Source organism: Sorangium sp. So ce693, assembly GCF_051521375.1.
Classification (GTDB): Bacteria; Myxococcota_A; Polyangia; order Polyangiales; family Polyangiaceae; genus Sorangium; species Sorangium atrum.
Genome location: NZ_CP150347.1, coordinates 6,548,820 through 6,564,152, shown reverse-complemented (window position 1 = coordinate 6,564,152; position 15,333 = coordinate 6,548,820). Strand labels below are relative to the sequence as shown.

The following is a 15,333-nucleotide window of genomic DNA, read 5'->3' as shown; positions in this document are numbered from 1 at the left end:
GACGGCTCTCTCTCGGCGGCCCCCTGTCGTGCCCGAGAGCGGCGCCTCGCGCAGGAGAGCTCTTTCCCGTGTCGCGCCGCCCGCGCCTAGGGCGCCGTCGCGTCCCTGCGCTTCTGTACGGCGTCGTTGTGGTCGTCCAGGCTCTCGCTGAACCGATGGCGACCGCCGCCCGCGGCCACGAAATAGAGGTACTTCGTCGCCGCGGGCGCCAGCACGGCCGCGATCGACGGCGCACCAGGGTTGGCGATCGGCCCGGGCGGCAGCCCCGGGTGCGCGTAGGTGCTGTAGCGGTTCTTCGGATCCCGCACGACGGCCGGCGTGGGCTTGCCGCTCCAATCTGCGCACGACGGCGCCTCCTCGGGCCAGGCGACGCAGCCGTAGAGCGCCGTCGCGTCGGACTGCAGCTTGCGAGAGCGGAAGCTCGGATCGAGGAGCCGGTTCAGGAACACGCTCGCGATGAGCGGCCGCTCCTCCTCGACGACGGCCTCCTTCTCGATGATGGAGGCCAGCGTGAGCACCTCGCGGCGACCCCAGCCGAGCGACGCCTGGAGCGCCGCGAGCCCGTCTTTCCCCTGCGCTGCGAGCGCGCTCCACCGCCGGTCGGACTCGGCGACGAGGCGCCGCGCCACGTCGCGCGCGTCGGAGTCCAGCGCGAGCTCGTACGTCGCCGGGAAGAGGTACCCCTCCGCGCTCTCCGCGCCCACGGCGCCGCCGCGCTCGATGCCGAGCGCGTCGAGGAGCGCGCCGTCGGCGGTGGCCGCGAGGAACGTCTTCCGGCCGGCGATGCGCAGCTTCTCCAGCCGGGCGGCGATGTCGAAGCGGCTGAAGCCCTCGGGGATCGTGAGCTTCGCCGTGGGGCGCCCCTCCGCGCGTGCGAGCAGCTGCCGGAGCTCCCGCGGCGTCGCGCCCTCGAAGAGCAGGTGAGGGCCCGGCACGAACGCCTCGGTGCCGCCCGTCGCGCCGAGGTAGAGCGCCATGGCGCGCTCGCTCTCGACGAGCCCCTCGGCCGCGAGGAGCGCGGCCGCCTCGCCCGCGTCGAGCCCGTCCGGCCAGTTGATCTCCACGACGCGCCCCTGGTCCGGCGCCCTCGTGCGCCCGAAGCCGAACACCAGCGCGAGCAGCGCGGCGCACGCCGCCGCGACCACGCCCGCGAGCCCGAGGAGCAGCGCGCGCCCGGCCCGGGGCTGGGCAGGGCGCCGCGACGCCGGCGAGCGCTGCCCCGCGCCCCGCGCGCGCCGCGCGGGGGTTGTCTTCCGCGTGGACGACGGGTCGCGCGGCGGCGAGCCTTGCGCGCCGTCGCCACCCGTCCGGCGGTTTCCCGGCCGACTCGCCCTAGGTCGAACGCCCACCGCCGGGAGTCAAAACCCGAAAGCCCGACGCGTGTCAACGCCGTCAACGCCCCGCGTCGCTGCGGGGCAGCGGCTGGAGCGCGCGCTCAGGGTTGGGGCTGGAGCGCGCTCAGGGTTGGGGCTGGAGCGCGCTCAGGGTTGGGGCTGGAGCGCGCCGTCTGCCTCGACCCGCGTCGGCGCGCGAGATCGAAGGACCCCGCCTCGTTGCGGCGGACGGCGCTCTTGCCCTGGCGGGACTGCGCAGGGGCAGGCCGCGGCGCCGCTGCCGCTGGGGCCTGGCCTGCGTTGCCGTACCGGATCACGAAGCCGTCGCTCGTCCTCAGGCTGGTCAGCGACGTGCCACCGAAGCTCAAGGTGCCCGCGAAGCTCCCGTGATGAACACGCTCCACCGTGACATGTCACGGCTGCATCTGCGGAACACCACCGTGAGCTCCCACAGGTTACGAAGCTCGCGACTTCTCCGCCGGCGCTGGCGCACGATCGTCATGTCCGCATGGCAGTGCCGGTCATATGGCCTTGCGATGAAATGTGGGGCCAGCGCCCCGCAGGCTGATGCCTGGTCTCAGCCTGCGGAGATCACCGCCGGATCTGCCGGATGCGCAAGAATCAAAATTTCTTGACAAGTTGTATGTGTGTGACCAAGGATACAAACCGTTGACGTCCCGTCGTGTGCCTAGCGGTCTATCTGCGGTGCAGGGGTGTTGCGTCGATCGTGTCGCCGGTGTGGCGGTGATGTCCCGGGTTCACCCGAGAAGGAGCAGCGTATTATCATGCGAAAATCGTGGTTTGCTGAGCTGGTCAGTGTGGCGTCCGTGGTTTGTTTGAATGCCGGTTGCGGCACGCTACCCGATGGCGATGAGCCTCGCACCTCGGAGCCTGTCACCACCTCCCGGCAGCCGCTGGTTCACGGGTGGAGCAAGCGCTACGGCGACACCTCCTTTCAGTACGCCAGCAAGATCGCTGTGGACGGGTCCGATAACATCATCATCACCGCGTGATCGGATGGGGCCATGGACTTCGGCGGTGGGCCGCTCGTCCCGACAGGATCCGAGTGCATGATTGCGAAGCTCGATGACAGCGGCGGCTATCTCTGGAGCCATATAATGCCGGCTATGGTCGTGAGGGACGTCGCTACGGACAGCGCGGGCAACGTCAACGTCATCGGCTCCGCCTACGACCCGACCTTCACCTTGGCCGACATCTTCATCAAGCAATTCGACGCCTCGGGCAACCTGGTGTGGAGTACTGGCTTCACCTCCAACCAATACGCCGAGGGAACGGCGATCGCGGTGGACTCCTCGGACAACGTGATCATCGCGGGGAACTATTGGGGTACCCTCACGTTCGGCAGCGACACCGGGACTAGCTCCTCCAATGAAGTCTTCCTGGCGAAGCTCGACAGCTCCGGGAGTCCCATCTTCGGGCGGTTCTTCGGCACCCCCTCGGCCGTTCACGACGGGGGGGCTTACGCTCTCGCGGTTGACGGCAACGACAACATCATCATCTCGGGGTGGTATGCCGGCAAGATGGACTTCGGCGGCGGGCCGACCGCCGCTACCACCTTCCCGGCTCTTTACAATGGCTACGTGGCCAGTTTCGACAGCTCCGGGACTTACCTGTGGGAAAGCGAGTTCGGCAATTCCGGAACTGTACTAGCCACCGACGTGGCGACCGACAGCCTCGGGAACGTGGTCGTCGTCGGTTCTTTCGACGGCGACATCGATATCGGCGGCAGCACGCTGACCAGCGCAGGGAACTCCGACATCTTCGTGGCGCAGCTCGACGACAGCGGCACGCATCTCTGGAACCACACGTTCGGCGACACGAACTCGGACGCGGCCAGCTCGGTGTCGATCAACGGCTCGGGGGACGTCTTCGTCGCCGGCGACATCGCGGGCGCGGTGGACTTCGGCGGCGGTACGCTGACCAGCGCAGGCAACAACGACGCGTTCGTGGCCCAGTTCGATGACAGCGGCACCCACATCTGGAGTGAAAGGTACGGCGATACGGACGTGCAGGGCGTCTCGTCCCTCAAGATCGACAGCAACGGGAACGCTGTCGTTGCGGGGTTGTTCTTCGGGTCAGTGAACTTCGGTGGCACGACACTGATCGATGCGGGGAGCGGAGACGTCTTCCTCGCCCAGCTCACTCCCTGAGGGCGTGCGCGGCATGCGCCGTTCGTTCCGAGCGGCGCGTCAGCGCGCGAGATCGAAGGCCTCCGCCTCGTTGCGGCGGACGGCGCTCTTGCCCTGGCGGGACTGCGCCGGGGCGGGCCGCGGCGCCGCTGCCGCCGGGGCCTGCGCGAAGCCGCCCGGCTCCGCGGCGGCGGCGGGCGGCGGCGTGGCGAACGTCGGCGGCGTGGCGAAGTCCGTGCCCGCCCGCTCCAGCGCGGCGAGCTGGCCCTCGAAATCGGACGCCACGTCCTTCGCGCGGTTCGCCGGGGCGCTGGCCTTCGCCTTGTCGGCCGCCTTCTTGAGCGACTCCTGCTGCGCGCCGAGCTTGCTGCGCGCCTCGTCGAGCCGCCCCTGCTCGAACAGGAAGTTGGCCTGCTTCAGCGCCGCCGCCGTCTCGCTGCGCTGCACGCGCCCCGCGACGAGCGCGTCGAGCTCGCTCGCGTCGGCGTCGCGGTCCGCGATCGCGACGCCGAGCCTGCCCACGCACCGGGCGTCGGTCCTGGCGACGAGGTCCCGGTAGGTGAGGCCCACGTCGGCGACGGGGGAGTCGCCGCGCGCGTCGCCGGCGAGGCCGCCGAGGCGCACCTTGAGCAGGACCGTCTTCACCTCCCCCGCCGCGAACGCGCCGAGCGGCACGATGACCTGACCGCCGGCCCGCCGGAACGAGCGATCGAAGACCCGGTCGAGCTCCACGCCGGGCGCGAGGTCGATCGCGAGCTCCGCGCCGCTCGCGACGGACGCCGTGAGCTGCTCGGCCTCCGCCTCGAAGATGCGCGCGAGCGCGGCGTCGTTCTCGACGAAGTAGTGCCGGCCGTTCGAGTCGAGCGCGATCGCCGACAGGATCTTCTCGTTGTAATCGACGTCGACCCCGATGGTCGTGATGGCGACGCCGCGATCGCGCGCCCGCTGCGCCATCGCGCGGAAGCCGGGGACGTCGCGGACCCCGTGGTTGGCGTCGCCGTCGCTGAGGACGAGCATCCGGCTCACGCCGCCGCTCGTCTGACCGAGCAGCGAGAGGCCCTCCTCGATGCCGCACGAGATGCACGTGTCGCCGCCGAGCGAGATGCCGCGGACGCTCGCGAGGATGCGGCCGCGCGTGTCCGGCCCGACGGTGGTGGGCGGCACGACCACGCTGGTCCTCGTGTCGAAGGTGACCACCGACACGACGTCGCCGTCGTTCAGGCGGCTCACGGCCGTCGTCGCCGCCTGCACGGCGTTCGTGAGGCGGGTGCCCTTCATCGATCCGGAGCGATCGATGACCAGCGAGAGGTTCGCCTGCGTCTGCGACCTCGCGGGCGCCCCGTCGCCGCGGACCTCGAACATCAGGAACGTCTCCTGCGCCGAGCGAGGCAGGCGGGCGTGACCGACGCGCCCCTCCAGCATCAGCCTCGATCCGGTGGTGAAGCGGCTCGGATCGACCGCCGCCACGGCGCCGCCCGTCGCCTCGGGGACCTGGCGGGGCGGCTCGGTGATCACCTCGCGGACCGCCGTGACGGAGCTCCCGCCCCCGGACGGCGCCAGGGAGTAGACGGAGAGGCTCGTGAACATCATGCCGAGGGCGGAGAACAGGGCGACGTGGGTCGGCTTCATGGCTCCTCCAGAGAACGGCCTGGGCCCCCCGAGCTTACGACGGACTCACGGCGCGGGGACCGCGGGCGTGGTCCCTTGTACGTCGCCGAGCGCGGAACGATCTGACGGCTCCGCGGTCGGCCGGACGCCGGCGGCGCGGAGGGCGCTCCATGGCGGGATGCTCCCGATCAGGACCAGCACGGCGTCGCAGGGATGCGCCCGGGCCCCCGAGGGCGAAGCGAGGGTCGCCACGAGCGCGCCGCCCGGATCTAGGGCGAGGGCGGAGGCGTCGGTCTCGAACAGGAGCGAGAGGCGGGACGCCGCTGCAAGCCGTCGCAACTCCTCGATGTTTCGCGTCTTCCCGCGGCGGAACCCGGCGCCACGGTAGATGACGGTGACGTCGGTGGCCGGCTGGCGCGACAGCGCGATCGCGGCTTCCATGGCGACGTCGCCGAGGCCGACGATCAGCACGCGGCTGCCGGCGAGGCTCCGGGCGTCGGCGAGGTGGTAGTACACCCGACCTTCCACCTCGGCGGAGAGCTCGAACGGAAGCCGGCGTGGCGAGCCGCGCTGGCCGATGGCGAGCAGCACGCGCCGCGCGTGGCGCTCGGTGCGCGGTCCGCCCTCGCGCGGCTCGGTGACGACGACGAAGCCGGCCGTGGCCTGCGCCTCGGCGGGCGCGCCTCTGCCGGCCGTCGCATCGACGGCGGGCGCGCCTCTGCCGGCCGCGCGGGCGACCGACACCATGCGGGTGTCCTGCAGGATCGGGAGCCGCTCCTTGCGCACGATGCGGAGCCAGTGGGAGAGCAGCTCTTCCTTAGTCGACTCCTTCAGCCACAGCTTCCCGGTCATCGGCAGGTCGAGCGGCTGATCGAAGACCAGCTTGCCGCGCGGGAAGCTCTGGATGCTCTGCGCCACGCTGCCCTGCTCGATCACCTCGAACGAGAGGCCGAGCTCCTTGGCGCGCAGCGCGGCGCTGATCCCGGCGGGCCCTGCGCCCACGATGATCAGGTCGAGCTCCTGACCGCTCGCGCCGCGCGGGCCGGCCTGCCGCAGGTCCTCCGCGATGCGCGTCGCGGCGTGCGCGCCCTGGTGGATGGCGTTCTTGATGAGCGGGAGCCCGGTGACGTCGCCGGCGAGGTGCAGGCCTGGCACATCGAGGCTGCCGAGGTCGTCGCCGAGGCGCGGGCGATCGGCGATCGGCGCGCCGCCCTCGATGGTGAGCGACCCGTTGGGGCAGCGCTGCTCGCACAGGGTGAGGCCGCAGCACGCCTCGGGGCGGGCCACGACCGCGACGTACTTCTCGACGGCGAGCACGTCGTACGGGCACGCGTCGACGCACGCGTAGCAGCCGAGGCAGGTGGTCGTGTCGATCCGGGGCAGGCGCACGCGCGCCGCGGGGCGGAGCATCGCGTCCTCGCCGCCGGCGTCGCGCGCCGCTCGCCGCGCGCGGCGCGCGCGCAGCGCGTGGCCGCCGCGGGCGCCCGCGAACGCGAGGGCGGCGGCGGCGAGGCCTGCGCCCATCCAGAGCAGGGCGGGCGCGCCGGGCGTGGCGCCGGCCTTCACGACGGGCAAGGCCGTGGCGGCGTCGCGCGCCGCGTCCCAGGCGAGGGCGCGGTCCTCGGTGTGCTGGCCGCTGCAGACGCCGGCGGGGCTGGTGTCGCCGCCGGCGCGACCGGCGTTGCGGCCGGCGGGGCGTGTGTCGCCGCCTGCGCGGCCGGTCGCGGCGTCCTCGGGGAGGGCAGGGCGGTGCTCGTCGAAGCAGGTGATCGGACGCGCGTCGCCGAGCGGCGACTGCGCCGCGACGAGGCAGCGCGCGATGGGATCCCGCGGCGCGGCGAGGTCGTGGCACGGCGCGCAGCTCCCGGCCGTGACGATCGCGACGGTGGCCGGCTGGCCCGGGCGGAAGGCCGACCTCGGGAGCTCGACCTCGGCGCCCGGCGCGAAGCGCACCGGCGGCCTCGCTGGATCGAACACGACGCCCTGATCGCCGCGGTGGATGGGGTGGCAGGTGGCGCAGCTCAGCGCGCCGCTCGCGAGCAGCTGCCCGTGGCTCCTGCGGGTGGAGCCGTGGGGGCCGTGGCACCCCACGCAGGCCTGATCGACGCGGGCGCCTGCAGCGGCTCCGCGCGAGGCCGCGGCCTCCCGGGCCGCGATGGCCTCCTGCGGCGCGGAGGGCGCCTGCTCGGCGTGGCAGGACGCGCACGCGAGCTGCGCGCGCGCGTGGGGCAGCGAGAGCGGCCCCGGCGCCGCGTGCCCCCCCGGCGGCGGGAAGAGCAGCGCCGCCGCGCCGGTCGCGACGGCGCCCGCGAGCGTGGCCGGCAGCACGCCACGGAAGCGGGTGACGTCGGAGGTCGCCTCGGCGCGGCGCGCGGCGCGCCCCCGCACGACCTCCCGCGGCTGGGCGGCGCGCTGGCGCGGATCGGAGAGATCGGCGCGGTAGAGCGTCCTCGTGGGATCGTGAGGGCGCGCCGCGTCGTCCGCGCCGCCGGATGGCGGCGCCGCCGTCCGGCGGCCTCCGCCGGTCGGGCTAGAGGAGCGTGACATTCAATCGATAGAAGAAGGTCGCATCGGGGACGAGCGGCGCGGCGCGGAGCCTCACATAGTAAGTGCCCGCGGCGAGGTCGGTGAGCGAGGCGTAGGAGCAATAGCCGACCCCCGAATCGTCGTCGGACGCGAGCACGGTGGTCCCGTCATTGCCGAGAATCTCGATGTAGCTGTCGATCTGCCCCCTCAGGCAAGCCTCGGTATTGTTATCGCCGACGTTCACGTGCAGCGTCGAGCGAGGCCCCGGCACGCTCACGGCGATCACGTCGACGTCGCCTGCGGGCGAGATCTCCGCGAGCCACGAGGCGGCGTACGCGTCGGCCTGCGCGGGGGTGCCGTTGGGCTCCGTCTCGTCGAGCTCGAAGCGGCAGCCGGCGCTGCACCCGTCGAGAGCGTCCGTGTTGCCGTCGTCGCACTGCTCTCCGGCGCTGATCGTGCCATCCCCGCACACCTCGTGGACGAGCGTCACGTCGAGGCGGTACGGGAACGTCGCCGCCCCGGAGCCGAGCACGGAGGAGACGCGAACATAGTAATCGCCCGCGGCGAGCGACGGCGCGACGGCGCGGGCGCAAAGGCCGTTGTCCCCACGGTCGCGCCGCACGATCAGCCCGCCGCTCTCATCGAGGATCTCGATGACGCTGTCGAGCCGGCCGGTCAGGCAGTCGGAGCTCGTGACGGCCGCGGTCTCCGCGATCAGGTCCGTCGGCCCTCTCGGCACGGTGACGCGCACGACATCGACGTCCACATCATCATCGGTCGGGGCATGAATCGCGGCGAAGAACGGAATGGTGTAGGTGTTGGCGGTGGCGATGGTGTCGTTGGGCTCCACCTCGGTCGCCTCGAGCTGGCAGCTATCGCTGCAGCCGTCGTCCGGTTGACCGAGGGCGTTGTCGCACTGCTCGGTCGGATCCTGGATGCCGTCCCCGCAGGCGGTCTGTCGGCTCCGCACGCCGAGCTCGAACGCCCCTGCCTGGTCCGCGTCGGCTCCCGTGACGATCACATAGAACGCATCGCCCTCGCGAACCGGCACGGTCAGCCGGTTGTCGATCTCGGCGCCTATGCTGGGCATGCCGCATTCGACCCGGGTCGTGGGATCGTCGCAGGCGCTGCGCAGCTCGGCGACGAGCGGCGCGTCCGTGTGCGGGGTCAGCACCACGTCGAGGAACCCGGTGGTCGTCGCGGTGAACGTGTAGGCGACGCCCGGGCTCTCCAGCGAGCAGCTGCTCTGGACGGCCGCGTGGCCGCTTGTGTCGCCGGTCGCGGCCCCGGGATCCGCGAGCGCCGCAGGCGCGGCGCACATGTCCGCGCAGGCCTCGTCGCACTCCGGATCGTCGCAGTCGACGGCGCCGTCGCCGTCGTTGTCCCGCCCGTCCTGGCACACCTCGACGCCCGTGCAGCCCGAGGCGTCGGGGATGCACCCGGGGCTGCACCGGACCTCGCCAGCATCGAAGCCGAGGCTCTGGCAGGTCGTGCCCCCGAGGTCGGGTCCGTCGCACGCCTCGTCTTGCTCGGCGACGCCGTTCCCGCAGTCGCCCGGCGGGGCGCCCCCGCTGCCCCCGCCGCCGTCGCCGCCTCCAGCCGTGCCGGCCCCGCTCGAGAGCCCCGGGGGCCTCGGCCGCCCGGCCTCGTCATCGCCGCCGCACGCCGCGACCACCCCTGCCGCGCACACCAGCGCGGCTGCCATGGTGCTTCGGCTCATTCTGTATCCGGACATGAATAGGTGATCTCCCAGTCCTGCACCTGAACGCCGCCCCCTCCGCTGCTCGTCGGATTGAGCCTCATCCGGACATCGAGGTACTCCGTTCGAGCGTCCGGCAACTCTTGCAGCACGTCGAAGAGATCGACCGCGCACGGCGGCGCCGAGGTCTCATCGCAGATCCGGGTGTCGGTCGGCGCAGCGTGGGCGGTCGCGGCGAGCCTGACGGTCGCCGAGGCGAGGTCGGCGGGGTCATCCGCCGCTCTCACGAAGAACTCGACGCTCGAGTCGCCAGGGGTCGTCGTCCTGTACCTGAGGTATCCCCACTGGGTCTTGGTCCCCGGCGGACAGACGCCGTGGTACTGCTCCCAGTTCGTGGTGATGGCCGTGACGCTCGTCGTCGTGCACGGCACGATGGCCCGGACCTTCCCGCCCGGGTTCGCGCGGATGTTGGTGCAGGTCTGCGGGCAGAGCTTCACGTTCGTGTTCCCGGACTCGAAGTACCAGCCCGTACCGCAGCTGCCGATCCCGGCCCGGGGCGTGAGCGTCGTCTCCACGCCGGCGGCGGTCTCGTAGACGACGGACACCGACGCGGGATCCGAGACGCCCGCGGTGGGGACGGTGACGTCGCAGGGCAGCGCCTCACCGCGGATCGAGACGAGCGCATTGAGGAGGGTGGTCTGCAAGCCCGCGCCGGCGTTGAGGTTGAACGCCTGTCCACCGCCTTGATCCGCGATGGAGTTGATGATCTCCGTGTTCGAGTTGCCGAAGCCCACCGCGTGCACGCGGACGCCGTAATTTGCGAACGCGTTTCGCGCCAGGGCCCCGATGTGGTTGGGGACGGTGTCGCAGTCCGACGGGATGCCGTCGGTCACGAGCACGACCGCGACCTCCTCCTCGGGATGGGCGTTCTTGTAGTTGATCGCCCAGGTCGTGGCGCCTTGCAGCGCCGGGTACATGGGCGTATCGCCGCTGGTGCTGGGGCCGGGGAAGAGCGCGTTGACGAGCGCGTTCTCTTGCTGATCCCACGGCGCGGGGTCCTCGGTCAGCCGCCGGGCCGCTGTGCCGTCGAACGGGATGAGCGCATTCCTGCAGCCGTCTCCGAGGGGGACGCCGCAGGAGGAGCCGTCGCAGTTGCCCGGATTGTTGTGCGGCCAGAACCGCAAAGCGACGCCGAGCCCGGCCGACGCCGGATCCTGGAAGAAAGCCCTGAGCGCGTTCCTCGCCGGGTCCCACCGTTGGGCGCTGACGTCCGCCCCCGCCAGCGTTTGCCGCATCGAGTTGGAGCGATCGAGCGCCACGAACAGGGTGACCGGCCTGACCAGCGACACGCTGGCCGTGGCGATGCAGGCGGGGGACTCGCACATGGCCGATTGATAGATGCTCCCGTTGTTGCCGCACCGGCACTCGGCGATATGCCCAGCGCCAGGGGGATTGACGACGAGCTCCATCCCCGCGGTGAGGCCGGTGCAGCCGGCCACGCTGATGCACTCGCCGGGGGCGATCGGCTGCGTCGTCGTGCAGGCGAGGGTGCCGCCGCTCGGGCTGCACGCGTTCAGGATCCGGTTCGGGGCGGAGGACGGAATCTGGTTTGCGCCCGCAGGATAACGGTTGATGTTGATGCCTGCGGGGGCCGCCGTGGTGCCGCGGTTGCAGACCGGGACCGTCCCGCCGCAGGGCACGCCGATCGTGAGGTCCGGGAGGGCGCACGTGGGGTCCGTCTCGTTCGGCATGTACGACTTGCAGAGGCCTTTTTGAGGGCAGGTCTCGCCGCAGACGCTCTCCACGAGGTCAACGCAGCTCTGTGTCCACTCGCCTCCCGGCGCGCAGCAGCTCGCGCCCTGCGGCGTCGCGCAGATGCTCTGCACGCACGGGTTGCACGACGCAACGAGCCGTTCGCCGGTGTAACACTTGTCGTGCGCGCAGCCCGGATCGGTGTCGCAGGTGGAGCCGCACAGCGACCCGGCCAGGGCAACGCAGCTCGCGTCCCATTTCGGCGCGATCGTGCTGCACGTCTTGCCACCGCACTCCGTGGCGACATAGCCCGCGCAGGTCGCGCTCCACGTCCCGGTGCAGCGGCCGGTCCCCAACAGTATGGTCCCAGTGGGACACATCATGGCGGAGGGCCCCATGGTGGGCCAGGTGCAGCGGCCTGGGGCGACGCAATTGCTGTACGGCCCGATGGCGTTCGTGCAGTCCATCGTCGTAGCGCACGTGATATCGCAGCAGCGCGGATGGTTCGCGCAGATGGTCTGGACGCACGCGTCGCCGCAGGTCGTGGTCATGTTGCTCGCGACGCCGGGGGTGTCCACGCAGGCGTCGTGTCCGCAGTCGGCCGGTATGGTCGTATAGGTGCAGCAGTTCGGGTTCGCGGCGCAGACCTTCTTGGCGCACCCGCTGCAGTTCTCCAGCAGCGACACGCCGGTCCCGCACGGATCGTGAACGCACGCGCCCCGCGCGGGGTCGTCGCAGTGCTGGTCGAACTGGCAGTCTTCGCTGGTCGTGCACGGCTGGCGCGTGCCCTGCCGCGCCACGTTATCGGGCAGCTCGTTGATGTCGCCGACCGACCACGTGTACGTCGGGCCGGTCCCCCCGAGGCTGATGGGCCCCCCGTCCGGCGTCTCCTCGAACGACTGGCACGTCGGATCGCACGGGTTGGTCGCGCACAGGCCGCCGTCGGAGGCATCGGAGTTGGCGAGCGGGTGGGGATACCCGCTCTCACCGCCCCCTTGCGGCGCCGAGCCGGACGGCGATCTCCGCATCGTCATCGTCCCGTCGCAGCTGCCGTAACGCCCGTTCTCGCAGCGCCGGATCCCGTCGAGGCACGTCAGCACGCCTTCGTGCTCGCCGACGGTGACGTGACACTCGATCTCTTCGCCGTCGACGCACGGGTCGCCCGTTCCCGGCCCTCCGTCGGGCCAGTCCGTCCCCCCTTGCGGCGGCTCACCGGCGTTGTTGCCTCCATGGCACGATCCGGCGATGAGGGCCGACGCGGTAAGCAACGTCACGAGCAGCAGCGCTCTCGGTGCCCACGCGCTGGCGGAGCCTGATCGGGAGAGCGCTCCCATCCACTTGGTCGAAGGACCAGCCATCGGCTTCTCTACCTTCCACTAGGGTGCTGTCGGGAAAATTGTACCTGGGCGCAGAAGGCAAAGTCCAGGCCTCTCGCCTGCGCGTTGCGTGATGCGCGAAAAGCGGTCGCGGCGCACACGCGTGCGCGTCGCCGCGCGCATCCCCGCGCCGGCGGAGACGCGCGCGGCGCACAAAGAAATGCCATGCCTCGCAACCATTTCATAGCGAGTCCGGGATATCTCGGCGCTCCGTCGCACGCCGCGGCGGCGGTGTGGGGCGGCGTGCGCGAGCTCCCGGTCCGGTGTGCGCTCATCGAGGCACGCTCAGCGCCGTGATCGCGTGGAGCACGAGCAGCGCCGCGGCGACGCCGAAGGTGATGATGTGCGCCGGCAGCCCTCCGCGGAGCGCGGCGAGGAGCGCGCGCTGGGCCGGGAGCGCGCGCAGCTCCACGGCGAGGCGGATGAGCTCCGCCAGGCCGGCGAGCCGCTCCGCGCCGCGCCCTTCGAGGACCGCGTCGACGCGGGCGCGCAGCGCGCGCTCCTCCTCGCGCAGGCCGCGCCCCGAGGCGAGCAGCACGAGCGGGCCGAGGGGGCTCTGCAGGTAGGGCACGAGGATCTTCTCGACGATCTTCTTGACCAGGTCGCTGCGCCCGCTCACCTCGCGGTAGAAGCGGTCGAGCAGCTCGCGCCTGGCGGCGCTAAAATCCTCGGGCAGCGCGGCGGTGCGCTCGATCCGGGCGAGGCGCCGAGGCGCGAGCCGGTACGCGATCGCCGTGAAGGCGCCGGCCGCCGCAGTGGCCCAGAACACGAGGTGCAGCGCCGCGCCCAGCGTCGGGCGGCTGGACCGGGGCCACGGCGCGTGCGCGAGCGCGAGGCCGGCCGTGACGAGGCCGATGGCGAGGTGCCCGGTCAGCTGCGGGCGGAGGCGGCTCTTCACCGGCGCGGCATCGCCGCCCTCCTCGGCCGCGCCGCCGCGCCGCCTGGGCCGCATCCACGCCCATCGCCCGGCGCGCTTGGGGACCGCGTAGAGCAGGAGCAGCGCCATGCCCACCGCGGCCGCGACGCCCGCCGAGAAGGCGGCGCCCTCGCCCGGGCGCGCGCCGCCGCGCGCGTGCGCCGACAGCCCCGCCGCCCCGAGCCCGGCCGCCGCGAGCGCGCTGCCAGCGACGACCGCCGCGCCGCTCCGTGGCGCGGCGGAGCGCTCCTGCTCGCGCCGCGCCCCGCCGAGCAGGTCGCGCACGTCGGCGATCTCCTCCGCCGGGTTGACGCGGAAGATCGAGCCCGTGGGACAGGCCTTCACGCACGCGGGGCCGTCATAGTCGCGGCAGAGATCGCACTTCACGGCGATGTCCGCGAAGTCTGCGCCTCCCGGGCGCGGCGCGGCCGCGGGGCGCGGCGCCATCGCGATGTTCTCCCACGGGCACGCCTTTGCGCAGGCGCCGCAGCCGGTGCAGAGCGCATCCCGGATGAACACCTCTCCCCCGGTGTCCTTGCCGATCGCGCCGGTGGGACACTCGATCATGCAGGCGGGGCTCTCGCAGTGCTGGCACGAGTTCGGCAGGAGGAGGCTGCGCGGCGCCTCCTTCCGCGCGGTCGGTTCCGCGTCGTCCACCCGCGCGCGCACCTTGTCTCCGCGGCGCACGAGCCGTGAGACCCCGTGCACGTCGGCGCACGACCACGCGCAGTGTCCGCAGCGGGCGCACGTCTCGAGATCGATGACCAGGAGCGACCGCGCGACCTGAAGGCGATAGAGGTCCCTGAAGATGTGCGCCGTGTGATTGCGCGCATGGCCGGCGATGACCGCCTCCTGCCTTTCGTGGTGCTCGCCGGTGATGCGCCGGAGTCGGGGGATCAGATCAGGGTGCTTCCGCGCGAGCGCGGCGAACGTCTTCGACGGCACGGACAGGAGCGCCGTGGCGCCGCTGGCCACGGCGCTCGCCGCCCGGCAGCGGTTCTCGTCGAGCTCGACGTCACCAAAGAAATCACCTCGGGTGAGGTACGCGCGCACATGAATCCGATCTCCGTCCTCGGTCTGAATTTGCACCATCCCCTCGGCGATGAGCCACAGCTCGGCGGCCGGATCGCCTGTGCGATAGATGGCCTGACCCCGCTCGAAGCGCCGATGACTCGTTGCGTCAAGCAGAATTTCGACGTCCTCCGAGTCCAGGTCACGCGTGAAGGCGAGGGTGCTGAGGAGGTCGCGTGTCGCGCTCCTCCGCAGCGCGCGCTCGAGCCTCTCGGCGATCTCGGCCTTGCCGGAGCGGCCGGCGGCGCGGCGGAACAGGTGGACCGGGATCTCGGCGAGCACGCTGGTGGCGAGCGCGACTGCGGTGGTCCTGCGCGACATCCCCACGACCGCCTCCTCGCCGACGACGTCGCCCGCGGCTGCGGTGCGCACCTCGGTATCGCGATCGTCTCCGCGGCGTGTCGCGCGCAGGGCGACGCGCCCGGACGCGACCACGAAGAAGGCGTCGCCGGCGTCGCCCGCGCGATAGGCGACCTCGTCCGGCGACAGGGAGCGGAGCCGCCCCGCCCCGGAGATCTCGCGCCGGGCGCGCTCGTCGAGCCCTCGCAGCAAGGGGGCGTCGAACACCGCCGGCGGCCACGGCTGGGGGCGGTCAGACCCGGCGTCGCGCGCGCCGCCGCGGGTGTGGTCCGATGAGGGCATCAGCAGGTCTCCTGGTCGAAGCACGCAGGCCGCCGCTCCTCCCGACCCGCCCTCGCCGCGCGATCACGGCCCGTGCCGCCCCGCGGAGCGAGGTCGACGGGAACCCAGCAAGCGGCGCAAGGGGCGCAAGGCGTGCAAGCGGCGCAAGGCGTGCAAGCGGCGCAAGGCGCGCAAGGAACACAACCGGCGCGAAGAACGTGGGCGCGGGTGCCGACGCGGAGGAGCAGACGAGGCCGGCGTGTCATGGCGTCGGATACCG

The 15,333-nt window shown here is 72.1% G+C and carries 8 protein-coding genes; 2 read left to right on the top strand and 6 right to left on the bottom strand.

Annotation, left to right across the window (positions count from 1 at the left end; translation table 11 throughout):
• Positions 1–86: 86 nt before the first annotated feature.
• Complete coding sequence (gene mltG, locus WMF14_RS24305; RefSeq protein WP_437804032.1) at positions 87–1,349, bottom strand: endolytic transglycosylase MltG; 1,263 nt, start codon at positions 1,347–1,349, stop codon at positions 87–89.
• A gap of 770 nt (positions 1,350–2,119) precedes the next feature.
• Here mltG and WMF14_RS24300 point away from each other — a divergent pair.
• Entirely contained in the window at positions 2,120–2,347 is a 228-nt protein-coding gene (locus tag WMF14_RS24300) for a hypothetical protein (RefSeq protein ID WP_437804030.1), read from the top strand.
• Between the two features lie 57 nt (positions 2,348–2,404).
• The gene (locus WMF14_RS24295; protein WP_437804028.1) at positions 2,405–3,505 is read left to right on the top strand and encodes a hypothetical protein; all 1,101 of its coding nucleotides are present in this window, start codon (positions 2,405–2,407) and stop codon (positions 3,503–3,505) included.
• A gap of 39 nt (positions 3,506–3,544) precedes the next feature.
• On the opposite strand, the gene WMF14_RS24290 is transcribed toward WMF14_RS24295, so the two are convergent.
• From WMF14_RS24290 to WMF14_RS24270, 5 genes are all read right to left on the bottom strand, one after another.
• Entirely contained in the window at positions 3,545–5,113 is a 1,569-nt protein-coding gene (locus WMF14_RS24290; protein ID WP_437804026.1) for a vWA domain-containing protein, read from the bottom strand.
• Positions 5,114–5,158: 45 nt separating this feature from the next.
• The gene (locus tag WMF14_RS24285) at positions 5,159–7,639 is read right to left on the bottom strand and encodes an NAD(P)-binding domain-containing protein (protein ID WP_437804025.1); all 2,481 of its coding nucleotides are present in this window, start codon (positions 7,637–7,639) and stop codon (positions 5,159–5,161) included.
• Positions 7,623–9,323 (bottom strand): pre-peptidase C-terminal domain-containing protein, encoded by a 1,701-nt coding sequence (locus WMF14_RS24280; RefSeq protein ID WP_437804024.1) that lies wholly within the window; start codon positions 9,321–9,323, stop codon positions 7,623–7,625. The genes WMF14_RS24285 and WMF14_RS24280 overlap by 17 nt, the downstream gene beginning before the upstream one ends.
• An 11-nt stretch (positions 9,324–9,334) precedes the next feature.
• The gene (locus WMF14_RS24275) at positions 9,335–12,343 is read right to left on the bottom strand and encodes a vWA domain-containing protein (RefSeq protein ID WP_437804022.1); all 3,009 of its coding nucleotides are present in this window, start codon (positions 12,341–12,343) and stop codon (positions 9,335–9,337) included.
• A 373-nt stretch (positions 12,344–12,716) separates the two neighbouring features.
• Positions 12,717–15,074: a cyclic nucleotide-binding domain-containing protein gene (locus WMF14_RS24270; RefSeq protein ID WP_437804020.1), complete on the bottom strand. Its 2,358-nt coding sequence runs from the start codon at positions 15,072–15,074 to the stop codon at positions 12,717–12,719.
• Between the last annotated feature and the right edge of the window lie 259 nt (positions 15,075–15,333).